We start from the raw sequence: 25,143 nt of genomic DNA, 5'->3' as shown, positions 1-25,143 counted from the left end.
TAAATGTACTATCCCAGTATAGGCCCCTATACCGACTTATTGTTTATTTGAATGTGCCTTACTCGAAAGGATGGTGAATGAGGCGATTCCACGGTTGATTTAAACAGCATAGTGGTCTCTCGCTTCTATCATATGATTAAACTTAAGAACAAATATATTTTACTTCCTGTTATCACCGCAATTTGTTCGTTAGTATTTCTTGTTTTTGTGAGTAATCCCTTTAAACCACCTACAAATAAACAATATACCGATTTTCTTAAAGATGCCTCGCTAAGGGCTGTCTCAACTGTATACGTAACAACCGCTCCTAAAATTCAAGTTAAACTTAAAGATGGCACTGTTTATGAAACTGATAATCCAAGAACTAATAATTTCAAAGAAGGTTTATTAAAGAATGGTATAGATGTTTCTGAGCAAACTCTAACAAATCCTGCTGAAATAGCATCAATTGCAGGATTTGTGCTTTCACTTATAGCACTTGGAATTATGTCCTTCAAACATACAAAGATAAAATCTAAAAGTATGTTCTCATCTACGAATCTTGATGTTACCGCAGTAAAGGATATAGGTTTTAACTTTGATAGTTTAGCAGGTAATGATGAGGCTAAAGATAGTGTACAGGATGTAGTGGATTTCCTTAAAAACCCTGAAAAATATTCCGCATATGGTGCTAGAATGCCAAAAGGAGTAATTTTATATGGAGACCCTGGAACTGGTAAAACCTTACTTGCAAAAGCCGTAGCAGGAGAAGCAAACGTTCCATTTTATGCGGTATCCGGTTCTGATTTCGTTCAGATATATGTAGGGGTTGGAGCTGGGAGAATTAGAAGCTTATTTAAGAAAGCAAGAAGTCATGGCAGAGCAGTTATCTTTATTGATGAAATCGATGCTATTGGTAAAAAAAGGGATAACGGACGCGGCGGGGGCTCTGACGAAAAAGATCAAACACTTAACGCTCTTTTAACGGAGATGTCTGGTTTTAATGAAACAGAGGGCATAATTATAATTGCAGCAACCAACAGGCTTGATATGTTAGATGAAGCTCTACTAAGACCTGGACGTTTTGATAGGCATATTGAAGTTACTTTGCCTGATGTATCTGCCAGAGAGAAAATCTTAAAACTTCACCTTAAAAATAAACCTATTAAAGATATAGATTATAGTGAATGGGCACATAAAACTTCATCTTTTTCAGGTGCAAAGCTAGAGAACTTAACTAATGAAGCTGCTATTATTGCATGCAAAGACAATTCTGTGTTTATTGGAAATGAACATTTAGATAAAGCTTATTCAATAATGCTAGCTGGTTATGAAAAAGTTGATAGGGATTACATTAAAGACAAGGATAGAAAAATTACCGCTTTCCATGAAGCAGGACATGCTTTTGTTTCACTTAAGATGTTACCAAAGGATAAAGTCTCTAAAGTAACTATAATTCCAACTACCAAAGGTGCAGGCGGTTATACTTTAAGTATTCCTGAAGACACGCTATACCAGAACAAGGAACATTTAAAGAAAAAAATAATGGTACTTTTAGGTGGTAGGGCTGCTGAAGAAATTATCTTTGGATCAGACCATGTAACCACAGGTGCTTATAATGATTTACAAAGGAGTACACAGCTTGTAACAAATATGATAACAGAATATGGTATGGGTGAATCTTTAGGACTACTTACTATGAACCAATTAAAAGACTCAGGCTTTACGAATCAAGAAGCAGTACTTTCAGAATGTAAAAATTTAATCTCAGAACTATATGAAGATGTTAAAAATATCCTATTAGGTGATAAAGAAACTTTAGAGGCTATGACTGCTTTATTAATTGAGAAGGAAACTATAGATCATGAGGATTTAATTAATATTATCAGAGATAGACATAATAATGGAGTTGCCTAAAGTTTTTAAGACCCTCGAAGTTAAATCTTCGGGGGTCTGTTTATTTAATGGTGACTATTAGATTTCGGCTCTAAAACTAATCAGAAATGATGTAATTATGCCACCAAGTAGTCCACCTATATGACCAAAATTATCAATGTTTGGTAGAGTAACTCCTATAAATATATTTATAAATATAACCGATAAAATACTTCTTATAAAATCATTTCCAGTTTTTCCTTTAGACTTAATTGCGAAAATAAGCACTGCCCCGAGTAGTCCAAAGATTGCACCAGAGGCACCAATAGAAACACTTGTTGAAAAGATATAACTAAGCATTGATGCACATATTCCAGAAACAAAATAAATAGCAATATTCTTTATCTTTCCATAAACCCTCTCAACCATTGCCCCAATGGCATAAAGTGAATACATATTGACCCCTAAATGCACAAGTCCGCCATGTAAAAACATACAAGAAATGAGTCTAAAATACTGGCCTCGTGCAATTAGCCCATTAACTTTCGCACCTAGTAAAATTAGAATTTTGATGTCACTATTAAATATGCTACCTTTCGCATAAACATAACTCAAATAACCTGTAACTATATACATCATTACATTTATAGCTATAATTACCATAGTAACCCAAGGTCTATCTCTTGCACTTGTTTTTTCACTATCACTATGTAAATTTGTATTATTCATTACGGAAGCTAAATCTTGAACCACTTGTGAATTTACATTTCCAGAATAATTCACTTTTTTCTCCAAAACATTCACTCTAATTAAGGATTTTTCTAATAAATTATTTATTGCAATCTCTTTTGAAACTTCTTCCTTATTGATTTCATCATTAGAAAATAGTATATATATATTATTTTTGTCATCTGGAATGTCATATTGTATTAATTGATGCAGGCTAAGCGACATCATAAATATTAACCGATACGACTCTCCACCTATATCTTTGCTCACTGTCCACATATTCGAATTGTTATTCTTACTTCTTATTTCCTCTAAAAAATATCCATTTTGCTGAGTAAAACCAGTTATAATGGTTTTTATATTTTTTTCTTTCATATTTTACTCCTACTCAAATTTATATTTTTTATATTATTGACTGCACCGCAATGTTATTGCATTTCAACAAATCTATTTCATAAAATTTAATAGGTTCCCTAGTTATTTTTCATATAACACTTACGTTTTTCATTATTTTAGACATATTTTTTCATGGCTATTGATTTTAAATTACTTAGTTTTCCATCTTCTATTGATCATCACCTAATCCAGCATCTTCTACATATACAATCTCTATTTGTACTCTTCTTCTTTTTCTTTAATTTTAATAAAAACTTCTTTAAGTTCTTGCTTTATTAATTCACAAATTTCGATTAAATCTTCCCTAACAATCATATGCTCGTCAGAATATTTGAACTTAACTAACCAAGTTGGGTTATACTCATCATCTACTGCTTCAATAGAATAACCTTTAGACCTAAAAATTTCTTCATTAAAACAATCATAAATTGCTGTAAATTGCCACTCTTCCACATCATCATGAGTATCAAACGTCAAGTTGATCAGTTCTCCAGAATAATTTAATTTTGTAACAAATTCTGCCCCTTCAGAAGTTTCATAACTTCCAAGCTCTTTAACAAATTGATTAGTTTCTTTATCTACTTCCATTAATACCAATGAAGAAAATTGCATAAATCTCATCCTCTCTTATTTTTTACATTCTTTACATATGCCTTTTAAATAAACATGGCTTTCTGTAAGAGTTATTCCTGTCTTTGCTTTTATTTGTTCTTCTATTTGGGGTATTGGGCAATCTATGACCATTTTCTTATGACATAAATCACACTCAATTACATGTTTGTGGGAATTGTTATTTATAGTGTAATTATACATATTATTCCCCAAATCAAACTTATTTAAAATCTTTTTACCCTCTAGCAAATCTAGGGTTCTATATACCGTGGACAAATCTATTTTTATATTCTCTTTTTTAAGTAGCGCATATATTAGGTTTGCATTTATAGCATCTTTACTGCAAATTATAATTTCTAATATGCTTTTTCTTGCATTAGTTACTTTAATATTATTCTCTTTTAAATATGAAATTATATTCATCTATATACATCACCTTACTACATTATTATAACAATTATAATATACCTCAATATGGTCATGAATACAAGCAATGCTTATAAAAAGGCTTCTACAAAAGTAGGAGCCTTTTTATAAGTCATTAAAATAGCTTTATCTACTAAAGTAGCTTTATCTATTTCATGTACATGATCATTTTATTTCTTTTAATATTGCTACTAAGTAATCCCATGTCCTCTCTGTTGATGAAATACTTAGGTGTTCACTCGGTGTGTGTACATCATACATATTTGGTCCAAAAGATATTTGATCAATATCGCCTTCAAACTTTTCACTAAATAATCCGCACTCGAGGCCTGCATGAATAGCTGCTATTTCAGGCATTTTACCATATAAATCAGTATATGCTTTCTCTAGTATACTCCTTATTTTAGAATCTGGATTGTATTGCCACTCTGGATATTCAGATTCAAATTCAATAGTTGCTCCTGCCATTTCTGCAAGTACTATAGTTTCATCGCATATTGCTTTCTTTAAAGTCTTTACAGAACTTCTTATTGCAGAGTCAAATACTATATTTTCATCACTCGTCGTAAGAATCCCTATATTTGTTGAACTTTGCACTAATCCATCAATCGCCATACTCATACTTTTAACTCCATTTGGAATTAAGAAAAGTATTTGAAGTGCTTTTGTAGCGGTGTCATCTGAAAAAATCTTATTTACTTTATTTTCCAAAATTTTAATAGTTAAATCAACATCTGGATCAATAGTATTTAATTCATTTTTCAATGTAGAATTCCACTGTGATATTTTTTCATTAACTATTTTTTTATCATTTTCTCTAAACAATAAAATAGCATCAGCATCACGAGGAATTGCGTTATTTTTAGCTCCTCCATTTATAGAGTTTATTTTAAAATCTATAACTGATCTTAAATCCATTAAAAAACGTCCCATAATTTTGTTAGCGTTTCCTCTTTCTTTGTTTATTTCCATTCCAGAATGGCCGCCTTTTAATCCTCTTAGTCTTATTTCACAGCTTATAAAGTTTTTATCTGCTTCTTCCCAAATTATTGGAAGCCTTATTTTTTCACGCACTCCTCCTGCACAACTTACTAAAAGTTTTCCTTCTTCTTCTGAATCTATATTTATTAATATTCTTCCATCTAAATTCTTAGGATCTATTGCCTGAGCTCCGCCCATACCCGTTTCTTCCTCTGTAGTTACTAATAACTCTATGGGTGGATGTGGTATATCATTAGACGCAAGTACTGCAAGACTTAATGCTACTGCGATCCCATCGTCTGCGCCTAGTGTAGTCCCATTTGCCCTTAAAAAATCATCCTCTACAATAAACTCAATAGGGTCTCTTAAAAAATCATGCTTTATCCCTATGTTTTTTTCACAGACCATGTCCATATGACCTTGAAGTATTACCTTTGGAGCATTAGCCCGACCTTTTGTACCAGGCTTTTTAATTATAATGTTTAATGCGGTGTCTTGGATAACTTTCAAATTATGTTCTTTTGCAAAGGTTACTAACCAATCACTTACAGCTTTCTCATTGCCAGAACCTCTTGGAATCTCGTTCATCTCTTTAAAATATTTAAATGCCTTAAATGAATTTAAATCCTTTAATTTGTTTAACATTTATATCATCCTCCCTTTCAAAAAAACATCATTTTTAGACCGAAAATTATTAAGATTATTCCTCCAATGTAGTCTGCATATTTTCCTACAATTTCTATTTTTTTTAGGTATCTAGAAATTACAAAGGCCATTATTGACATTACTAGAGTTATTCCCCCAATGAATAGTGTATTTTTTAATAATATAGCATTTGTTATATTATTTAATACCGTAAATCCTACCACCATTGCATCTATACTTACGGATATCCCTAAAACAAAATACATTTTAGGTTTAAGCAGTGGACACTTCCCTTGATTTTCAAAGCCTTCCTTAATCATAATCACTCCAACGAAAGATATAATCATACCACCAATTATGGTAGGCATTGAAGCTACATATGTATTGAAAAGGAAGCCTGCATAAGCTCCTATATATGATAATAAAAATTGAAATAGTCCAAAAGAAATTGTAAAACCTACCTTATTTATAAATCTAGTTTGATTGTTTAATCCTATACATAAAGCTACTCCAAAAGCATCTAAAGATAATGCTAAAGCAATTGTAAATAATGGGTACATATCCATGAATTTTTACGCCCCCCAATAATACTCCACAATATATTTAGTCTGTTTTCTTTATTATTATTCCATTTTTTTAAATTTATGTGAAAAACTTTACATATACTATTATCAATTATTCGAGCTTCCTTGTCAACTGTGGTTTAGTATTCGAATTGCTATGGTTAAAATAATTATGAGTTGTCTATCCTGCCTTTTATAGACTATAATATAAAGGGAATTACACTAGGAGGTGTTGCAATGATTTCAATATATAGTAGTGTAGAAAACAACCAGCTAGCAAAGCTAGAAAATATAGAGCCAGGTTGATGGATTAACATGATTGATCCATCAGATGAAGAATTAATATTAATTTCAAAAACACTAATGTTCCTATGGATTTTTTAAGGGCTGCTTTGGATGAAGAAGAAACCTCCCGTATTGACATAGAAGATTGTACATTAATTATATTGGATATTCCCTTTACAGCTATGGATGATAACTCTTTACCTATGACACTTACCCTGTAGCTATGATTCATACTGACAAAGTAATATAATTACAGTTTGTTTGATAAACAGTAAAGTATTGTCAGATTTCGCCGAAGGGAAAATTAGCTCCTTTTATACCTTTAAGCGTTCAAGGTTTATGCTACAAATCTTATATAGAATTGCCAACTATTATCTAATATACTTAAGACAAATTGATAAAAAAAGCTACATAGTAGAAAAACAACTTCACAAGACCTTAAGAAATAAAGAACTTATTCAATTATTGGCACTCGAAAAATCTCTTGTGTATTTTTCCACTCCCTTAAAGGGAAATGAAATTACCTTAGAGAAAATGCTTAAATTAGACATTCTTCAAAAATACGAAGAAGATAAAGACGTATTAGATGATGTCATTATTGAAAATAGACAGGCTATAGAGATGTGTACTATTTATAGTAATATTTTAAATGGTACTATGGATGCCTATGCCTCTGTTATATCAAATAAACTTAATATAGTAATGAAATTTCTTGCTGCTATTACTATAGTTATGGCTATACCTAATATGATATCTGGGCTATTTGGAATGAACCTATCTGGAATACCGTTTTCCGCTAATGCTGTGGGTTTTTGGTATGTGGTTGCATTAATTGGACTTATGGTAATATTTGTTATATATTTCTTGAATAAGAAGGACATGTTTTAAACAATTGAAATGGAATATAGCTTGAGTAGCTACATTATAATAATAAAAAAATAATCTTTAATAGGATAAAGCCTCATACTAGATTTATAGTATGAGGCTTTTATAACAAATAAGAATCATATCGTCTTATTTACTCTTTACTTTGTTTCATTAGTTTATTTGTTACTACTCCACTTGAGTTATATATTTACACCTTGTATTTCAACTTATCTATATATATTATAAACAACCATATAATCATTGATATTAAGCCATCTATGAGGTGTAAAATATTATTTTTGATTAAATATTAACTAATTGTATCTAATTATCTTTTATAGAGCGGTGGCAAAAGGGTGGCATACGATAAATTTGCTACCCTTTTTATAACCCTTATATTTTCTAATCACACCATAAACATTTCTCTATTGTTCAATTATGTTCCTTTAGCTGGTATTCAATAGAATATTCATTACACATTTAACGGTTCCAATTTTGACCTGTACAACCTTCGACCTTCAGATTCGAAAGAAGCAGTTCTTATTAAGTTTAAAATATCGTCAATCCTTTATACCTAGCCATTTTGCTTTTTAACTAAGTTTAAGTAATACCTATTTAATTCAACCTATAAGGGGCAAAATTAATATACTACTTTTGTTTCTATCAATAACTATATATTGACTACCGATTTGCCCTTTATACAACTCTCAATTCAGCATTTATTTTAATATACAAATTTGTTATTGAACTTTGTACAGTATTTGGCTCGATATTTTGAGATATATGTTATAAATTTGTAACAACTGTATTGTATACTTATTGAAGTAAGGGGGCCATGCTATGAATAATAATATACTTATAATTGAGGACGATGAATGTATAAGCGAAATTTTGACATATTCATTTAAAGAAGAAGGGTTTAAAGTTTTTGAAGCTGCAACGGGTATAGAAGGATTAAAAATCTTAAAAATTCAATATATAGAACTAATTATACTGGATTTAATGTTACCTGATATAAGTGGTTTTGAAATATGTAAGAAAGTATCGGTAGAATATAAAATCCCTATAATAATGCTTACGGCAAAAAATGATATTATGGACAAAGTAGTAGGCTTAGAACTTGGAGCAGACGATTATATTACCAAACCTTTTGACATAAGAGAAGTAGTTGCAAGAGCAAAAGTTAGTATAAGAAGGATAGAACAATTTAAAAACATTAAGGATAAAGAAAATATTATAAAATTAGAAAAAAACATAACAATATTTAAAGATAATTATGAAGTATTTAAGGGAGATAAATTAGTGAATCTTACAGCAAAAGAGTATGAATTGCTATATAAACTTGCAGAGAATAGGGGAAAAGTATTTTCACGCGATAAACTTTTAGAAACTATATGGGGGTTTGATTTTGAAGGTGAAAGCAGAACTGTAGATGTTCATATTCAAAGGTTAAGAAAAAAATTATCTAGTGATAAAAATAACTCTGTTATAAAAACTGTATTTGGAGTAGGGTATAAGATTATGTAGGAAGGGGATATATTTTTCATGAAAATGTCTATAAAGCGTAAATTTATCATTGGTTTTTTAGTTATATTTTATATAGGGTATAACACAATGAGCTTTTTCATGAATAAGCTTATTGTAGAAAACAATAAAGAGATAATAAGTAAGGAATTAGTAACCTTTGAAAAGGATTTGAACACATATTTAAGACAGTATTTTGAATTGAAAAATAAGGATATGTATTCTAATAATTTTAATAATTCTAGCAATGGTATAGCTTCAGATTTGTCTATAAAGGTTGGAAATAGAATAATGATTTACTCATACGAAGGAAAATTTTTAGTTGATTCTGCAAATGCAAATGGAAAAGTACTAAATTATGAAGATAGTGATAATAAAAATAATTATAGTGATGAAGATTTAAAACTATCTATTAATAACAAGTCTGCATTTACAATAGTACCCGTTAAAGATAAATATTTAGTTGTTTTTTCATGTCATATCATAAACAACAAAAAAAGTATAGGAATTGTTAGATCCGTTATGGATTATTCAGAGATATTTAGTTCTAGTAAAAATTTGTTAAAGCTAACCAATACCTTTGTATTATTAGTTTTTGGAATTATTTTCTTATTTGTAATGTTGTTAGCTACAAAAATAACTATACCAATATTGAAATTGAGCAAGTTTACAAAAGAGGTTTCAAAAGGCAATTTTGAAGAGGATATAAATATTAATTCTAAGGATGAGATAGAGGAACTATCCTTAAATTTTAATAAAATGAAAAACAAGATAAAAAATCAAATAGAAACTATAGAAAATGACAGAGATGATTTAAGAAAGATTGCAGGCCATAGGAAAGTTTTTTTTGATAATATAACTCATGAAATGAAAACTCCTTTGACTATAATATCTGGATATTGTCAAATACTTCTTAAGCAAGACTTTAAGGACAAAGAATTCGCTAGAAAAAGTATAAAAAAGATAAATGATGAAAGTGAAAGAATGCATAGCATGGTAATTGAACTATTGGAAATCTCAAAGGTTGAATCAAACATGATCTCAAATATAGAAGAAGAAGTTAACGTATCACAAATTTTAGGTGCAGCATGTAATGATATGAAAATAAGAGCAAATAAATATGAGATACATATAGAAAAAGTTATAGATAAAGAGGTTATTGCATTAGGTAATCCAAACGAGATTAGAAGGGTAATTATAAATATAATAGATAATTCTATTAAGTATGGCAATGTTAACTCTACTATAAATGTGAAGTTATCCAAGGAAAATGGTAACTGTAATATAATTATTAAAGATAAAGGACAAGGAATACCTTCTAATAAGTTAGAAATGATATTTGAACCTTTTTATAGGGTGAATAAACAAACTTCAAGAGAAGCAGGAAGTTCTGGATTAGGACTATCTATAGTAAAAAAAATTATAGATAAACATAATGGAAGTATAAAAATAATTAGTGAAGAGAGAAAAGGCACTGAAGTACATATAGTAATTCCTCTAAAAGTTTACAACATCGTAACATCGTGTTAACTCAATGTTACAACTTTTGTTTATAATTAACTTATAAAATTTAAATTTAGGAGGAAGAAATTATGGGACAAGGAAATAAGAATTGGAAAGTAGGGGCTGTAGTTGTAGGGATATTAGTGTTAGGGGCAGTGAGTGTAGTATATTCATACTCCAAGCCCTTAATGGCAAGTAATAATTCTGTAGTGCTGTCGGATAACAAAATAAAGGCAATCGCCCCAGATGAATATAAACCACTTCAAGTAGTAAAGAGTGAAAAAACAGATAGAATAGAAGGACTTAATAATATGATAGGCCTGGTAGGAGATAACCAAGCTATTGTTCAAATAGGACTCAGTAGAAAGGATATAGAGGAGAAAATTGAAAAGATTGATAATGAAAATACAAATGAAGAAGAAGAACTTAAATTTAGTAAGGAGGTTAACGGAGGCACCTATAAACTTAACTTATCTACTTTTGGAAAGTCACCTTCCAATTTAGAAGATAGTGCTACAATTTCTCCCGATAAAACAAAGTATATGTATAACACAAAGGAAAATGATGAAAGCTGTTATTATATAGTTGATATAAAAAGCAATTCCAAGAAGAAAATTAATGTGAAAGGCAATATGCTGGGACAATGGTCTATAAATAGTAAATATATAGTAGGATTAACATTTGCTAAAAGCCCATCAATAGTTGTATATGACGTGGAAAACGACAAATTAAAAGAATTTAAAGAGGGTAATCAGAGAATAAACCAATTAGCAGGTATTTATAGCAATAATGGAAAAGATGTTTACTTTGTAGGGACTGCTAAAACAAAAAACAATGAAAAAACAATTATAACAGAAGGCATTTATAAGATAACTACAGATGATGGGAAAGTGCAACCTGTGATGGTTTTACCATCTGCTGAAGCAAAGACACAAAAAAACCGTATAGTTAACTATGGTTTTGCTGTTATTAATGAAGGACAAAAAATAGTTTTTGAAGGAAATATAAATGGGGAAAATGGTTTATTTATTTATGATGTAAATAGTAAAAAAACAAAAAAATTTGCACAATCAATAGGAAGCCATATTGTGCCATTTTGGATTTCACCGGATGAAAACAAAATTGTTTATGCAACATATAGTGGTGAAGATTATAAAGGAGTATGGAGTATATATGCAGCAAAGTTTAATGGAAACGAAATAGTTAATAAGATTTTATTGCTTAAAGATATAAATTATTTTAATATGTTTAGAGGCAATACAGTATTTTGGAATAATGATAGCAATAAAGTTACAATTTTTGAATCTAAAATTTTAAATTTAGATGGTAGGATCTTTGCTGAAAATGGAAGTATTCATAGCATATATTTAAAATAGAAAAAAGTAATCCTATTTAGAATGGTTATCAAAGACTGCATTAAATGATAATGCTTTTGTTGATTCTCTCAAAATGAGTTAGTTAAATTATTTGAAATATATAAACAAGTCTCAAAAACGTTCGTTTTTGAGGCTTATTTGGTTTTAAGTGAATTTTAATAAAAGGGCATCAAAACTGTATCAAATCTTATCTCAGAATCATAGTATTAATACTTGACCACTAAGTTAAGTTATGAGACTATATTTTTAAATGCCATTTTTTCAGCTTCCTTTTGGATCACACTAAAGTCAGTATCTTTTATTAAGCCTTTTTTCCCAGGAGGTAGTTTGTTTAACATTTCCATACTCAGTGCAGTTTTGCCCATACTAGGCCTTACAGCTATAATACGTAAATCTCCTTTTACAAAACCATTTATAGCATTATCAAGAGGCTTATATCCTGTAGTCGTTCCTAGTAGTTGTCCCCCATTTTTATATCCATTATCAATTAAATCTATTGATTGAGTCATTAGTTCTTCTAAGTTTACTGTTTTTTCTTCGTACATATCGCTTGCGCTAAACATCTTAGTTTCTAAGGTAGCAATTACGTCTCTTATGTCTATATTTTCTCCATACACCATGTTTAGATCATCTTGACACGCCTTTATTAGTTCTCGTTTAATACTTAAGTTCTTAACTGTTTTTATATTATGGTGAATTTTATACTAAAAATGATTTTGTATGTACTCAAGAAAATGGTGGACTTGTCTCAAATAATAGTTTAATATATATATCTCGTGTAGTTAATTATGAGTTAGGAATTAAATATAATTTTCATTCTTTAAGACATACTCATGCCACCATTCTTTTAGAAGGTGGCGCTGTTCCAAAAGATATTCAAGAAAGACTTGGACATAGCAAAATAGGCACCACTATGGATACTTATTCTCATGTAACCTTAAAAATGAAAAATGATACTGTAAATATTCTTGAAAATATATTTGCCACCCAAAAATAATTAAGGGTGGCAAAGGGGTGGCATATAGACCAAATCAAAAGATTGGTTACTTGTAAAACCTAGTTATTTCAACGTTAGTCTGCAATTTTACTCCACTTGAGTTATAAGTTTCCTCATAATATCCTTTAATTTTAATTCTGTAGTATCCTCTGATGCTATAATTATAACTAACTTTATCCCATCATCTGATTTATCCCATTTATAAGCTTTAATGTCCATAATAGCACCGTCAGGAACGTATTCTTCAATGTCCATTGCAATTTCTTCTGCCAGTGATAAGTATTCATCAAACAATTCATCTTCTGTTAATTCATTTAAATTAAATTCACCTTCCATTAGGTCATTTAATGTATTTATTTCTACACTTAAATTAAAAGCTAATATATCATTTCTCTTTGAACCTTTACTCATGTCTTTAACTACTTTAAATTCTGTATTTTTTTCAATTATATCTTTTATATCCTTGCTGTCTACAATTTTATTATTAAACTCTACGTACATTTTTATATCTCCTTTTGGTGCTATTTTTAGCGCGTGGCACCCTCACTCTAAACCCTAAAATCTAAAAATCTCCAGAAGTTCTTTTTTTGTAAGTTTCCCTAGAATATCACTACTCGTAAGTTCTCCTGTAATTACACTGTCTATTAAATGTTTTTTGTTTTCTTGGAGTAGAATGATTTTTTCTTCTATAGTCCCCTTAGTAACTAACTTAATCACTTCTACTACATTTTTTTGACCAATTCTATGGGCCCTATCTGTTGCCTGATTCTCTACTGCTGGATTCCACCAAGGGTCAAAATGAATAACTAAATTTGCAGAGGTTAAGTTAAGACCTGTTCCCCCTGCCTTTAGCGAGATTAAAAAAACTAGTGATTCACAACTGTTATTAAATTCATCTACCAGTTTAATTCTATCCTTTGCTTTTGTTTTTCCATCTAAATAAAGGTACCGTATTCCCTTTTCATTTAAATTCTCTCCTATATTTTCAAGTACTGACGTAAATTGAGAAAATAATAACACTTTTCCGTGTGTTTCCATATGCTTTTCTATAAGCTCAGTTGCAATTTTCAGCTTTCCACTTCCACCTTTGTATTCATCTATTACAAGAGAAGGATCTAAACAAATTTGTCGTAACTTAGTTAAACAAGAAAAAATATCCATTTTACCATCACTGTTATTTTCCATTTTATCCCTGACAACTTTAGTATAAGATTTATAAACAGCCTTTTGAACTGATGTCATCTCAACTATAAATTTCTTTTCTATTTTATCTGGTAGCTCTTTCAATACTTCTTTTTTTGTTCTTCTTAAGAGAAAAGGTTTAATTAGCAATTTAAGTTCTTCTAAATCACTTTCTTTATTAATAATAAATTTTGATTCGAAAATTTCTTTAGAGTATAAATAACCTGGCATTATAAAATCGAAAATAGACCAAAGTTCTGTTAAATTATTTTCAATAGGAGTGCCTGTTAATGCGAATCTTACTTTAGCTTTAACTTTTTTAATAACCTTTGTATTTTGTGCTAAATGATTTTTTATGTTTTGGGCTTCATCTATAATACAATAATCAAAAGTAGTATCCTCATATAACTCTATATCCGTTCTTAAAGTTCCATAGGTTGTTAGTATTATATCATACTCCTTTAAACTATGAATCAATTTAAGTCGCCGGCTTTTTTCGCCATGTACAATAGCTACATTTAGGCTAGGTGAAAATTTTTCTAGTTCAGCCTTCCAATTATAAATAAGGGAAGTTGGACTAATAATAATAGATTTTTTATTCTCTTCTGATAATATAAAGGCTATTGTTTGAATTGTTTTACCAAGTCCCATTTCATCGGCTAATATCCCTCCAAATCCTAACCGACTTAGACTTTTAAGCCATTTAAAACCATCTATTTGATATTCACGAAGTGTGGCTTTTAAGTTCATTGGCACCCTTATATCCATATTATTTATATCCAATAAAGCGTTTTCTATATCATTTAACACTTCAGTACCTTTTACAAACTGAATACCCTTGTTTTTAATCTTTTCATTTAAATATAATGCCTTACCTTTATCCATATGTATTAATCCATTTTCTATTTTTTTATTAATATTAAATACTTCTATTAAATCAAAGAAATTTTTAACTCCCGCATCTTTAAAACCTAAAAAGTTATTATTATTAGTTTTATAAAACCTTCTTTTTTGCTTAAATGAAGAGAGTACACTATTTAGTTCTTTATTTTCGATATCATGTATACCGTAGGAAAAATCATAGTAGCCATCCTTTTCTTTAATTTCTGCTTCAATAGCCGTGAAATCATATATTTTCCTGTCTTTAATCCCTTTTCCAAATGTAACATTGCCAAGAGAATGTAGATTCTTCTCGTTCTTACTTAATATGTCAAATAATTGCTCATCTGAGCCTATAAAAAGTAGCTTCTCATTTCTTTTTATAAACCTATACTTTTCTAGTTCCATAAGTATTTTGTCTTCTTTTTTATAATTACGTGTAATTATATTTTTACTTTTATCTTTCTTTAATATATTTATTTTATCATTACCGTAAATCACTTCTATATCACAATAAATATCACTGCCTATCTCATATATGTGAAACTCAGGTTTTATGAAATTTGCTGCAAAATCTTTTATCTCTTCACTAATATTAATATTATTTGAAATACTACTTAAAAATGAGATAATTTTGTTATAGTTTTCTATTCCGCCGGGGTATAGAATTTCACCATTTTTTTTTAACTTTTTACATAACGCAACATATTTTAGAACTTGATTTTTTGATGGTATATAAAGTTTCCAATTAAATAAATACACATCATTTTTATCATTTAATGCTACTGGGAACTGCCTATGAGTTGTTAAAACAAAATATTCGTTTCTAATCTTTAATGTAAAGTTTAGTGGTAAATCTTTTAGCACTATTGGAGCTTCAAACTCAAAACTATCATAGTTTAGCTTAATTTTCTTATGGTTAGTCCCAGTTAAAAAAGTTCTCAAGTCCTTAGGCTCTATCTTTATTTTTTCCTTACCTATTGCATATTGCGCTTCATAATAAGTTGGGCCTTTTGAAACCTTACGAACTAACTTTATAATACTTTCGCTTCCCTGATTATTTGAATTATCTTCTTTTAACTTTTCCGTTTTTTCATTTTTCTCACATTTTTTTTTTGCAGTTATGCTAAAAAAACTATATGCTGTAGCCGTTAAATGGCTACACATAAATAAATATCCCACATTAGATGCTGTTTTGAAATCCTCACAAGTACATTTTATACCATCCAATTTTTTCTTTAATAAATCTATTTTAATATGCGTGTTTAACTCACTCCATTGAGTATCACTCTTGACGCAACCATAAATATGATATATATTTTCTATTTTTTTGCCTTTAATCTTAATAACTAATCCACTATTAAACGCATTTTCTCCCTCACTTCTCATAAGCTCTGAAGATGATTTAAATACTATATTCTCAAGCTCTTTTAATTTCATAAATGCTCCTCACTAATTGTTTATATCACTTCTTGTCATATTTTTCGAGAAAATTTTGAGGTACCTCGAAGAATAATATTTCTTTTGATTCATAAATATATAAAAAGCACCTTTTGATACCCTTACCATATTCACAAGTGCTTGCACAGTTGTCTTACGGATACTGTAATTTTTTAGATATCGTTCTGAAGCCTTGTATAATTTTGTTCAAATATTTATAGTCATATTATAGCATGGTGCCGCTCACGCTACAAATGAGTTGCTTGCACTCTACAACCTACTTGCAACAAAAAATAGTTGCCTCCCACAAATAAACGTGCTACAATATTGTTGAAATATTCTATCGTTCCATATATTGGTACAGATACATGATTCCCCTACTTCTCATGCATCTTTTGAGAGTGATTTTAACTATAATATGTTTAAGATTACTGTATTTTGGGCATCTGACACCAGTACTTAATCATCAAAAAAAATAGACTAGAATGATTAGTATTATTTTTTGTAGATGCTTTGTACTGAATTTTATAATAGGAGATGATATTCTGCTTAAATTTATGAAAGATAAGCGAACAAAAATTGTAATTGGATCTATTCTTATCACCATACTTGCGACTTTAACTGTTTTCATGAGCTTTATCAGAAAAAAAATTACAGTGGTTGTAGATGGCAAACCTACTAAATTAGTAACTTACCAAAAAACTTTTGACAGCGCCTTAGAAAAAGCTGGTATAAATATAGCAGTAAAAGATAGGATTGACAAATCTTTAAATTCAAAAATAACTACCAATGATGTTATAACTATAGATCGCGCTGTAAATATTAAAGTCTTAGTAGACAATAAAGAGCTTAACGTAAAGTCTGCTGAAAAAGATATCGCCCGAATGTTAACTACAGAAAAAATCGTTTTAAGCCCTACTGATAAGATTTCACCATCAGTAAAAACGAAGTTATCTAAAGGTATGGATGTTACCATAACTAGAGTTAAAATAGAAACACTAAAACAGACAAAACCCATTGATTTTAAAACTGTTATTAAAAAGGATAGCGATACATTAAAATCTCAAAGTAAGGTTGTACAAAACGGAACAAAAGGCGAAAAAAGTATTACTTTAAATGTAACTTATGAGAATGGGAAAGAAGTAACTAGAAAAGTTGTTAAAGAAGCTGTAGTTAAAGAACCTCAGAGTAAGATTATAGCTCAAGGCACTTTGTCTCCCATAACCCCTTCAAGAGGAGAATCTTTAAAAAGTTCTGTGAATCCTCAAAATGGTTCAGCTCCTTCAAGGGCTGCTAATTTAAAAGCTACTGCATCTTCTGGTAGGTCTTTTAGTGTAAAGGCCACTGCCTATTCGACAGATTCTCCAGGTAATACTTATACTGCCTCTGGAAGAAAGACTGAGCGAAATCCAAATGGCTATAGTACAATAGCTGTAGACCCTAATGTCATTCCTTTAGGAACAAAATTATATGTTGAAGGTTATGGCAATGCAATTGCTGCGGACACTGGTTCTGCAATAAAAGGTAACTTTATAGATGTATTTTTCAACACCCCTGAAGAAGTTAATAACTGGGGCGTTAAATACTTAAACGTACAAATACTAGATTAATTATTTTGTAAATGCCTCATATGCGATTAATGAATAATAAACCAAAATCAGGGACAGTTAATAATTTATAAAATTATTAACTGTCCCTGATTTTTCTACTTTACGCTACAGCATCTTCTTTTCTACTTTTTTATTTCTTTTCTTTCTAATATTAAGAACTACAGTAGAACCAAAGAGCCCACCAATAATTCCACCACATATGGCAAATAATATAGCGAAAATAACTGATTTAGGTTCATTGAAGCCAAATGGTGCTAATAATCCAGGAATAGGTGCAGCCGTACCTGGAGCATTATTTATTATTTTAAAATAAGCAGCACTTAAACCAGCTAGTGCACCTCCTATAAAGTTTGAAAAAAATATAGGAGGTGCATTTGAAGTTACTATATCAGCCTGTGTTAGCGGTTCAAGCATCACACCTATTATGTTACTTTTATCACCAAGTTTAAGTCTTTTGAATACTATACCATCTGAAAAAGCTCCACCAACACAGGCAATAGATGCTATCCCCATTGCAAGACCTTGTAACCCAAGCATTGCGGTTAGTGCCATAGCACTTAAAGGAGATGTACATATCATCTTCATAATTCCACCTAATAAGAACCCCATAATAAAAGGGGATTGATTAGCAGCGACTGTTATCATACTTCCAATACTAAGTAAAGTTGAATTTACTATTGGATCTACCACTAAAGCGATACCCCTAGCAAGTGGTGCAATCAAAATTGCACCAACTATTATATCTAGTCCTTTGGGTAGCTTTTTCTCTAAAATTGGGCCGATAAATGCAATTATATATCCAGCTACAAAGCCTGGAAGAATACCATACCCAAATACTGCAGCACCAGCTGTTGCAGCATATATAGGATTCAACCCCATATTTATACTAACTAATATTACAGCAACTACGCCACCCATACTTCCTGAGGAAGCGCCTACTTCACCCAAGAATTTAATGTTTAATAAATTTCCGCTTATATATTTATGTATCGCTTCTACTAAAAATGTTGCTACAGCAGCATTTGCCAGGCCTGACATAGCTTTTTGACCTTTAGGCATTTTTAAACTAAAAAGTGAAAACAAGAACAATGTAAAAAGTAATAATCCTATACCTTTAATTAATACAAACAAATTTATCCCCCTTTTCATTTTGAAATACTATCATTTATTATACTTGTTTAATTTGTTAGTTCTTATATTTGTAATATTTATCCTTGCAACGAAATTCAAAGTTTTACAATCTAATAATAACATTCCAATATACATGTTACAATCAAATTATAAAACAAAACCTGAATGAAATTTTCAAAGGGACAGTTAATAATTTATACAAATTATTAACTGTCCCTTTTCTTTACTTGCTACTTTCCAAGTGGGTGACACCTTTTTTTGCCTTATCACAACAGTAATACATTGCCTCACTTAAGAACTTAGCTAGACCTTCTTTATACTTATCAATATTAGCTGTAAATCGTTCATCACAAACATATAAATCTCCAAGTCCTCTAAATATTTCTATAGTACAATTGTAGAAGTTATCTGTAATTTGCTGTCTTAACTCGCCTACTGCCTTTTGAACTTCTGAATGTTCTACACCTTTATCCATATTATCTACGATTTTCTTGTAAATTTGTCCACTTGTTGTATTGATTCTGGCCCAATCATCTTTTGTGTACTTTGAGGTTTTTTTCACGCTTTCCTTGTATTCATCAGAGTTACCATATTTTTGCTTTGTTTCCTCTGCATATTTTTCTTTATGTGCCTCTATTCCAGTCATATCAAATCCCTCAAACATTTCCTTCTTATTCATATCTGTTCCCCCTTCAATGGAATCTATAGTTTTATTTACAGATTTTATTATCTTATCAAGTCTCTTCTTTTTTTCTATCAGTAGCTCTTTATGTGTCATTAACGCATGTTTTCTATCAAAACCTGGATTATCTAAAATTTCTTTTATTTCTTGCAAAGTAAAATCCAGTTCTTTAAAAAATAAAACTTGCTGTAATCTTTCAATGTCCATCTCAGTGTAAAGTCTGTATCCTGCTGTTGTTACAGAATCTGGCTTTAGAATACCTACTTGATCATAATGATGAAGTGTACGTACGCTTACTCCAACCATGTCAGCTACTTCTTTTATTTTGTAGGACATAAAATCATCTCCTTCGTTCTTTATTAATCATCATCAATACCGAATCAGCTTTGCATCTTCATAAACTAAAGTGTCGTTACCCTAGAAATCCCTTCTCTATTTTCTTCCCTACAAATCTATAATAATCTATAACGTAACGTTAGCGTCAATATATTTTTCAATAATATTTTAAATTTTATTTATGTACGTAGAAGGTAAGTTGTATAATGAAATGACCGAAGAGTAACAAAAAATAAAGACTCAAGAGAAATACTCTTGTATAATGTTAAGTGACTAAACCAACATATACGGGAGGATTTCAAATGAGTCAATTAGATTTTATCACACAGAGCAGAAAAGGTAAACACATAACATACGAGGAACGCATAAAGTTAGAAGCTTTACACAAAATGGGACTTAATTCAACTCGTATTGCGGAGCAAATAGGTGGGCGTTCAGAACGTACAATAAGGCGTGAAATTGCTAAAGGAATTGTAGAACTATTGAATAGTGACTTAACCACTCGAATGGAATATAGCGCAGAAATTGGGCAGTCAGAGCATGACAAACAAGGTGCCGCTAAAGGTCCTGCATTAAAAATAGGAAAAGATCACAAATTGGTGAGGTACTTAGAAAAAGCTATTGGTATAGATGGCGAATCTCCGTATGCAGCTATTCAAAATATCACAAATAAAGATCTACAATTTGAAACAACTATTTGCTTCAAAACTGTGTATAACTATTTGGATAATAATTTGTTTTTAAATATAAGTAACAAAGATCTGCCTGTTAAAAAGAATGCTAAAAAGAGAAACTATAAAAAAATAAGATCAGCGTATAACAATACCAAAGGAACTAGCATATCGGAGAGACCTGCAGCGGTAGCTGCACGTGATGAGATAGGCCATTGGGAAATGGACACTGTAGTTGGCAAACAGGGTACAAAAACTGTCTTAATGGTGTTAAGTGAAAGAGTAACTCGTAAGGAGTTAGTCTTTAAAATACCATCTAAATCACAGGCGGCTGTCGTGAAAGAATTGGACAAATTGGAGCGTAAAATGGGAATGTTATTCTCAAAAACATTTAAAACAATCACCTGTGATAACGGCTGTGAGAACCTTGATTTCGAGGGTATTGAGAACTCAGTAAGAAATAAACGAAAGAGAACTAAAGTGTATTATGCTCACCCATATAGTTCATGGGAGCGAGGCACAAACGAAAATATCAATAAAATGATACGACGATTTATCCCAAAAGGTGTGGATATTTCAGCATTCTCTAAAAAACAAATTATGCAAATACAGCACTGGATCAACAATTATCCAAGAAGGATTTTCAACGGTTTATCTGCCAATATGATGGAACAGAAAACCATTACAACTTAACATTATATTTTTCTTCAAAATTTCGGACATTTTATATTGCAATCTACATTTATGTACGTAGAAATAATGTCTAATTGACATACTTAATTATATGAAGTAAAATTTATTAATATAAAACTTAAATAAGACAGTTCTAAACCATCCTGTCTATAAACAAAACTAGGACGTTAAGGGCGTTTTACGCCCTTTTTTATTTTTTAGGAGGATTTAAAATGAAGAAAATAGGCTTAACAACTACCGTACCTGTAGAGGTTCTAATTGCGGCGGGTTATACCCCTGTAGATTTAAATAATGTTTTTATAACCTCTAAGGACTATTTGAAATATATAGACATTGCAGAAAAAGATGGCTTTCCTAAAAGCTTGTGCACTTGGATAAAGGGAATTTATGGAGCGTGCTTAGCAAACGGCATTAAAGAGATAATCGGAGTTGTGGAGGGCGACTGTTCTAATACCAAAGCCCTTATTGAAGTGCTTACGTTAAAAGGAATAAAAGTTTATCCCTTTTCCTTTCCACACAGTCACAAATTAGATGATGTAGAACACGAAATAAATAAATTTATGAGTATCTTTAATGTAACGATTGAAGAAGTTGAAGTAGTTAGAAAAAGGCTAAATGAAATTAGAGCCTTAGCTAAAACAATTGATGAACTAACACATATCCATAATAAGGTAACCGGTTTTGAAAATCATCTATATCAAGTAAGCTTAAGTGATTTTAATGGAGATATAGATGCCTTTGAAGTCGAACTTAAAAAATCTATTTGTTATATGAAAAATAAAAAACCAGTAATTAGAAAACTACGACTTGGATATATAGGGGTTCCTCCCATGACTTGCGATATCTATGAATTTGTTGAGAAGTTTAATGCTAATTTTGTATACAATGAAGTTCAAAGAGAATTTGCTTTTCCAAGAGCAGATAAATCACTAAATATATTTCAGCAATATTATGACTACACTTATCCTTATGATACTGACTTTAGGATCAAAGAGTTACAAACGCAAATTGACGAACGTAAACTAGATGGAATAATTCACTACACTCAAGCCTTTTGCTATAGAGCAGTCGAAAATATTATTTTAAAAGAAAAACTAGATATACCCATATTAAATATCGAAGGTGACAAGTTAAATATCTTAGATGCAAGAACAAAACTTAGGTTAGAAGCCTTTCTTGATATGCTACTAGATTTGAAGGAGGCTGAAAAATGCGAGTGTTAGGAATTGACCTTGGAAGCCGCGAGGTTAAAATTGTTTTAATGGAAGATAATAAGATAATACAGAAGGCTAAAGTAAGTACCATGAGCTTTTACAGAAATTACTGCGACTTTGATGGTAAGATTATTGTTAATTTAGATAAGCTTGATATTAGGCAAATTGATAAGGCAGTATCTACAGGCTACGGAAGAAATAATATTGACTTATTGTTATTCACACCAATAAATGAGATAAAAGCCCACGTGTATGGGGGGCTGTATCAAACTGGCTTAAAAGATTTTATACTTTTAGATGTAGGTGGCCAAGATGTTAAGGTTGTAAAAGTAGAAAAAGGCATCACCACTGACCTAGAGCTTAATGAAAAATGTGCTGCTTCCTGTGGTAGATATTTAGAGAATATGGCAAATGTACTTGAAATATCTCTTGATGACATGAGTGTGAATTATGAAAATCCTATAGAACTTAATTCAACATGTGCTGTGTTTTCTGAGTCAGAGTTAATTGGAAAAATAGCTGAAGGTGTAAGTATAGAAAACTTATGTTCCAGTGTTAACTATTCTCTATACAAGAGACTTCAACCTCTTTTAAGTAGATTTAAAGGTAAAAAATTAATTTTAACTGGTGGTGTTGCTAATAATACCGCACTAAAAAAATATTTAAAAGAAGATTATGAAGAGATAGTATCAATTGAGCATCCACAATTTAATGGGGCCATTGGATGTTGCTATTATGGAGATAAGTTTTTATAAACTTACTCTTTTTTTATCATAAAAGCCCACCCTACTTTAATAGAGTGAGCTTTTACTTCTATGTTATTAGAAACAAGGTATTTAAAATAACTAATTGTTATAGTAAAGACTCTCAGTTGCATATTCTGCATCACAGGTTATATCTATGCCAAGTTTTCTAAAAGTTTGCTCATCATTTGTACTTATAATTGTAGTTGAGTGAGCTTGACATCCTTTTAGCATTACTAATTTATCCATGGCTACCTTTGCTGTTGGATTTGTAGCAGCACATATACTAAGGGCAATTAACACATTTTCACAATCTAAAGCTGGTTTCTTACTACCTAATGTTTTTGATTTTAGATTTATAATTGGCTCAAGTATAACTGGAGAAATAAGGTGAATCTCGTCATTTATATTTGCAAAATATTTAACAGCATTTAAAATTATGGCAGCTGTTGCATCCATTACAGATGAACTTTTACTAGTTACTATTGTTCCATCATTAAGCTCCATTGCCATTGCTGGGCAAGTTTCATTTTTACTCGAACATTGTTTTAAAGCATACGAGCGTTCTCTTGCAGGAATAACAACTTTCCTATCTTGCTGTTTTAAATTAAGCTCTTCCATAAGAAGCTTTACCCGCTCGAAGGTTTCTTTATCTATGTAACCTTTTTTATACTCACATCCTGTTTTGAAATACCTTCTTATTATCTCTTGTCTAGATGCTTCTTTAATAACCGTATCGTCAATAATCCCAAAGCCTACTCTGTTAACTCCCATATCTGTTGGAGATTTATAAACAGCTTCTTCATTTGTTATCCTTTCTATAATTCGCCTAAGTACAGGGAAAGTTTCAATATCGCGATTATAGTTTACGGATATTTTATCATAAGCATCAAAATGGAATGAATCCAGCATATTTACATCGTTAAGATCCGCTGTTGCAGCTTCATAGGCTATATTTAAAGGATGCTTTAAAGGAATATTCCATACTGGAAAGGTTTCAAACTTTGAATAACCGGCTGCTCTGCCTTGCTTATGTTCATGATAAAGCTGACTAAGGCAAGTAGCTAGCTTGCCACTTCCTGGCCCTGGTGCTGTTACAACTACAATAGATTTTGTTGTTTCAATATATGGATTTTTGCCATATCCCTCATCACTTACAATTGCATCTACATCTGTAGGATATCCTTTGGTTGCCCTATGTTTGTATACTTTTATTCCTCTACGCTCTAGCTTATTTATAAAAATCGTAGTTGCTGGTTGCCCATCATATCTGGTTATTACAACGCTATTTACATCAAGATCATATTCACGTAAATCATCAATTAATCTTAAAACATCAACATCATATGTAATACCGAAATCCCCTCTAATTTTGTTTCGCTCGATATCTCCTGCATATACACAAATAATGACTTCAACTTTTTCTTTTAATTTATGTAGTAACTTAATCTTTGCATTTTCATCAAATCCTGGTAAAACTCTTTTTGCATGAAGGTCATTGAAAAGTTTCCCCCCAAATTCTAAATATAATTTATCGTAATTATTAACTCTTTCTAAAATATATTTTGATTGTTCTTCTAAATATTTTTTCTGATCAAATCCTATTTTCATTTTTACTCCTCACTAACAACATTATTTTTTAGATATATTATACCCAATATTTCTCCATGATACTATAATTGAATATGCTTTTACAACTTTATATTATTACACAATTTCAGTTTAAAGTAAACTTTATATTGAGTTGACATCCCTCATAACTTATAGTAAAATTAGTAATAATAAAACCTAATAAGACAGTTCT

General features: G+C 30.6%; 19 protein-coding genes and 2 pseudogenes. 10 read left to right on the top strand and 11 right to left on the bottom strand.

The features are described from left to right. The first annotated feature begins 132 nt into the window (after positions 1 to 132). Entirely contained in the window at positions 133 to 1,896 is a 1,764-nt protein-coding gene (locus tag ACWJKS_RS03475; RefSeq protein ID WP_216302744.1) for an ATP-dependent metallopeptidase FtsH/Yme1/Tma family protein, read from the top strand. Between the two features lie 57 nt (positions 1,897 to 1,953). Here the strand turns inward: ACWJKS_RS03475 and ACWJKS_RS03470 are convergent, their stop codons facing one another. The 5 genes from ACWJKS_RS03470 to ACWJKS_RS03450 all read right to left on the bottom strand — a co-directional run bounded on the left by ACWJKS_RS03470 (position 1,954) and on the right by ACWJKS_RS03450 (position 6,209). Further along, positions 1,954 to 2,958: a rhomboid family intramembrane serine protease gene (locus tag ACWJKS_RS03470; protein ID WP_462960457.1), complete on the bottom strand. Its 1,005-nt coding sequence runs from the start codon at positions 2,956 to 2,958 to the stop codon at positions 1,954 to 1,956. Positions 2,959 to 3,192: 234 nt separating this feature from the next. After that, a complete protein-coding gene (locus ACWJKS_RS03465) occupies positions 3,193 to 3,591 on the bottom strand; it encodes a DUF6762 family protein (RefSeq protein WP_462960456.1) in 399 nt (132 codons plus the stop codon). A 15-nt stretch (positions 3,592 to 3,606) separates the two neighbouring features. Next, entirely contained in the window at positions 3,607 to 4,014 is a 408-nt protein-coding gene (locus tag ACWJKS_RS03460; protein WP_165411503.1) for a Fur family transcriptional regulator, read from the bottom strand. 168 nt (positions 4,015 to 4,182) lie between these two features. Further along, positions 4,183 to 5,643: an aminoacyl-histidine dipeptidase gene (locus ACWJKS_RS03455; protein WP_462960455.1), complete on the bottom strand. Its 1,461-nt coding sequence runs from the start codon at positions 5,641 to 5,643 to the stop codon at positions 4,183 to 4,185. A gap of 17 nt (positions 5,644 to 5,660) precedes the next feature. Further along, positions 5,661 to 6,209: a manganese efflux pump MntP gene (locus ACWJKS_RS03450; RefSeq protein ID WP_165411501.1), complete on the bottom strand. Its 549-nt coding sequence runs from the start codon at positions 6,207 to 6,209 to the stop codon at positions 5,661 to 5,663. Between the two features lie 234 nt (positions 6,210 to 6,443). Between ACWJKS_RS03450 and ACWJKS_RS03445 the strand changes: the two are divergent. From ACWJKS_RS03445 to ACWJKS_RS03430, 4 genes and pseudogenes are all read left to right on the top strand, one after another. Next, a pseudogene (locus tag ACWJKS_RS03445) lies at positions 6,444 to 7,379 on the top strand (magnesium transporter CorA family protein). A gap of 819 nt (positions 7,380 to 8,198) precedes the next feature. Continuing rightward, a complete protein-coding gene (locus tag ACWJKS_RS03440; RefSeq protein WP_462960454.1) occupies positions 8,199 to 8,885 on the top strand; it encodes a response regulator transcription factor in 687 nt (228 codons plus the stop codon). 18 nt (positions 8,886 to 8,903) lie between these two features. Beyond that, on the top strand, positions 8,904 to 10,412 hold the full coding sequence (locus ACWJKS_RS03435; RefSeq protein ID WP_462960453.1) for a HAMP domain-containing sensor histidine kinase: 1,509 nt from the start codon (positions 8,904 to 8,906) through the stop codon (positions 10,410 to 10,412). A gap of 62 nt (positions 10,413 to 10,474) precedes the next feature. Beyond that, positions 10,475 to 11,761 carry a TolB family protein gene (locus tag ACWJKS_RS03430; RefSeq protein ID WP_462960452.1) on the top strand — a complete coding sequence of 429 codons (1,287 nt, stop codon included), beginning with the start codon at positions 10,475 to 10,477 and terminating at the stop codon, positions 11,759 to 11,761. Between the two features lie 230 nt (positions 11,762 to 11,991). On the opposite strand, the gene ACWJKS_RS03425 is transcribed toward ACWJKS_RS03430, so the two are convergent. Continuing rightward, positions 11,992 to 12,381, bottom strand: coding sequence for a DnaB-like helicase C-terminal domain-containing protein (locus tag ACWJKS_RS03425; RefSeq protein WP_462960450.1), 390 nt, complete (start codon positions 12,379 to 12,381; stop codon positions 11,992 to 11,994). 62 nt (positions 12,382 to 12,443) lie between these two features. On the opposite strand from ACWJKS_RS03425, the pseudogene ACWJKS_RS03420 reads away from it, so the two are divergent. Next, positions 12,444 to 12,758, top strand: a pseudogene (locus ACWJKS_RS03420) (tyrosine-type recombinase/integrase); the annotation flags it as partial. 87 nt (positions 12,759 to 12,845) lie between these two features. On the opposite strand, the gene ACWJKS_RS03415 reads toward ACWJKS_RS03420, so the two are convergent. After that, the gene (locus ACWJKS_RS03415; RefSeq protein ID WP_165413906.1) at positions 12,846 to 13,259 is read right to left on the bottom strand and encodes a hypothetical protein; all 414 of its coding nucleotides are present in this window, start codon (positions 13,257 to 13,259) and stop codon (positions 12,846 to 12,848) included. Between the two features lie 54 nt (positions 13,260 to 13,313). Next, positions 13,314 to 16,259 (bottom strand): DEAD/DEAH box helicase, encoded by a 2,946-nt coding sequence (locus ACWJKS_RS03410; protein ID WP_462960448.1) that lies wholly within the window; start codon positions 16,257 to 16,259, stop codon positions 13,314 to 13,316. A gap of 485 nt (positions 16,260 to 16,744) precedes the next feature. On the opposite strand from ACWJKS_RS03410, the gene ACWJKS_RS03405 reads away from it, so the two are divergent. After that, positions 16,745 to 17,869 carry a 3D domain-containing protein gene (locus tag ACWJKS_RS03405; protein ID WP_462960447.1) on the top strand — a complete coding sequence of 375 codons (1,125 nt, stop codon included), beginning with the start codon at positions 16,745 to 16,747 and terminating at the stop codon, positions 17,867 to 17,869. 105 nt (positions 17,870 to 17,974) lie between these two features. Here ACWJKS_RS03405 and ACWJKS_RS03400 read toward each other — a convergent pair whose 3' ends face one another. Both ACWJKS_RS03400 and ACWJKS_RS03395 read right to left on the bottom strand, forming a co-directional pair. After that, positions 17,975 to 19,000: a PTS sugar transporter subunit IIC gene (locus ACWJKS_RS03400; RefSeq protein ID WP_290441241.1), complete on the bottom strand. Its 1,026-nt coding sequence runs from the start codon at positions 18,998 to 19,000 to the stop codon at positions 17,975 to 17,977. Between the two features lie 223 nt (positions 19,001 to 19,223). Beyond that, complete coding sequence (locus ACWJKS_RS03395) at positions 19,224 to 20,018, bottom strand: MerR family transcriptional regulator (protein WP_462960446.1); 795 nt, start codon at positions 20,016 to 20,018, stop codon at positions 19,224 to 19,226. Positions 20,019 to 20,320: 302 nt separating this feature from the next. Here ACWJKS_RS03395 and ACWJKS_RS03390 point away from each other — a divergent pair, with 302 nt between their 5' ends. From ACWJKS_RS03390 to ACWJKS_RS03380, 3 genes are all read left to right on the top strand, one after another. Beyond that, positions 20,321 to 21,382 carry an IS30 family transposase gene (locus ACWJKS_RS03390; RefSeq protein WP_462959495.1) on the top strand — a complete coding sequence of 354 codons (1,062 nt, stop codon included), beginning with the start codon at positions 20,321 to 20,323 and terminating at the stop codon, positions 21,380 to 21,382. Between the two features lie 212 nt (positions 21,383 to 21,594). Next, positions 21,595 to 22,605, top strand: a complete 1,011-nt coding sequence (locus ACWJKS_RS03385) for a 2-hydroxyacyl-CoA dehydratase family protein (protein WP_216302735.1) — start codon at positions 21,595 to 21,597, stop codon at positions 22,603 to 22,605. Continuing rightward, entirely contained in the window at positions 22,593 to 23,351 is a 759-nt protein-coding gene (locus tag ACWJKS_RS03380) for an acyl-CoA dehydratase activase (RefSeq protein ID WP_165413912.1), read from the top strand. Before ACWJKS_RS03385 ends, ACWJKS_RS03380 begins: the two co-directional genes overlap by 13 nt. A 90-nt stretch (positions 23,352 to 23,441) precedes the next feature. Here ACWJKS_RS03380 and ACWJKS_RS03375 read toward each other — a convergent pair whose 3' ends face one another. Then, positions 23,442 to 24,950 carry a DUF1846 domain-containing protein gene (locus ACWJKS_RS03375; RefSeq protein WP_462960445.1) on the bottom strand — a complete coding sequence of 503 codons (1,509 nt, stop codon included), beginning with the start codon at positions 24,948 to 24,950 and terminating at the stop codon, positions 23,442 to 23,444. Between the last annotated feature and the right edge of the window lie 193 nt (positions 24,951 to 25,143).

The sequence above is a fragment of the Clostridium sp. CM038 genome (assembly GCF_055081105.1).
Note: the sequence above shows the minus strand (reverse complement) of the source record. Positions and strands in the feature narration are given on the sequence as shown.

What these genes read in the sequence shown, in the direction of transcription:
- ACWJKS_RS03405 (WP_462960447.1), top strand. Translation starts at nt 16,745, where the DNA reads ATGATTAGTATTATTTTTTGTAGATGCTTTGTACTGAATTTTATAATA.
- ACWJKS_RS03415 (WP_165413906.1), bottom strand. Translation starts at nt 13,259, where the DNA reads ATGTACGTAGAGTTTAATAATAAAATTGTAGACAGCAAGGATATAAAA.
- ACWJKS_RS03450 (WP_165411501.1), bottom strand. Translation starts at nt 6,209, where the DNA reads ATGGATATGTACCCATTATTTACAATTGCTTTAGCATTATCTTTAGAT.
- ACWJKS_RS03380 (WP_165413912.1), top strand. Translation starts at nt 22,593, where the DNA reads ATGCGAGTGTTAGGAATTGACCTTGGAAGCCGCGAGGTTAAAATTGTT.
- ACWJKS_RS03395 (WP_462960446.1), bottom strand. Translation starts at nt 20,018, where the DNA reads ATGTCCTACAAAATAAAAGAAGTAGCTGACATGGTTGGAGTAAGCGTA.
- ACWJKS_RS03440 (WP_462960454.1), top strand. Translation starts at nt 8,199, where the DNA reads ATGAATAATAATATACTTATAATTGAGGACGATGAATGTATAAGCGAA.
- ACWJKS_RS03375 (WP_462960445.1), bottom strand. Translation starts at nt 24,950, where the DNA reads ATGAAAATAGGATTTGATCAGAAAAAATATTTAGAAGAACAATCAAAA.
- ACWJKS_RS03465 (WP_462960456.1), bottom strand. Translation starts at nt 3,591, where the DNA reads ATGCAATTTTCTTCATTGGTATTAATGGAAGTAGATAAAGAAACTAAT.
- ACWJKS_RS03390 (WP_462959495.1), top strand. Translation starts at nt 20,321, where the DNA reads ATGAGTCAATTAGATTTTATCACACAGAGCAGAAAAGGTAAACACATA.
- ACWJKS_RS03435 (WP_462960453.1), top strand. Translation starts at nt 8,904, where the DNA reads ATGAAAATGTCTATAAAGCGTAAATTTATCATTGGTTTTTTAGTTATA.
- ACWJKS_RS03475 (WP_216302744.1), top strand. Translation starts at nt 133, where the DNA reads ATGATTAAACTTAAGAACAAATATATTTTACTTCCTGTTATCACCGCA.
- ACWJKS_RS03470 (WP_462960457.1), bottom strand. Translation starts at nt 2,958, where the DNA reads ATGAAAGAAAAAAATATAAAAACCATTATAACTGGTTTTACTCAGCAA.
- ACWJKS_RS03460 (WP_165411503.1), bottom strand. Translation starts at nt 4,014, where the DNA reads ATGAATATAATTTCATATTTAAAAGAGAATAATATTAAAGTAACTAAT.
- ACWJKS_RS03455 (WP_462960455.1), bottom strand. Translation starts at nt 5,643, where the DNA reads ATGTTAAACAAATTAAAGGATTTAAATTCATTTAAGGCATTTAAATAT.
- ACWJKS_RS03410 (WP_462960448.1), bottom strand. Translation starts at nt 16,259, where the DNA reads ATGAAATTAAAAGAGCTTGAGAATATAGTATTTAAATCATCTTCAGAG.
- ACWJKS_RS03430 (WP_462960452.1), top strand. Translation starts at nt 10,475, where the DNA reads ATGGGACAAGGAAATAAGAATTGGAAAGTAGGGGCTGTAGTTGTAGGG.
- ACWJKS_RS03385 (WP_216302735.1), top strand. Translation starts at nt 21,595, where the DNA reads ATGAAGAAAATAGGCTTAACAACTACCGTACCTGTAGAGGTTCTAATT.
- ACWJKS_RS03425 (WP_462960450.1), bottom strand. Translation starts at nt 12,381, where the DNA reads ATGGTGTATGGAGAAAATATAGACATAAGAGACGTAATTGCTACCTTA.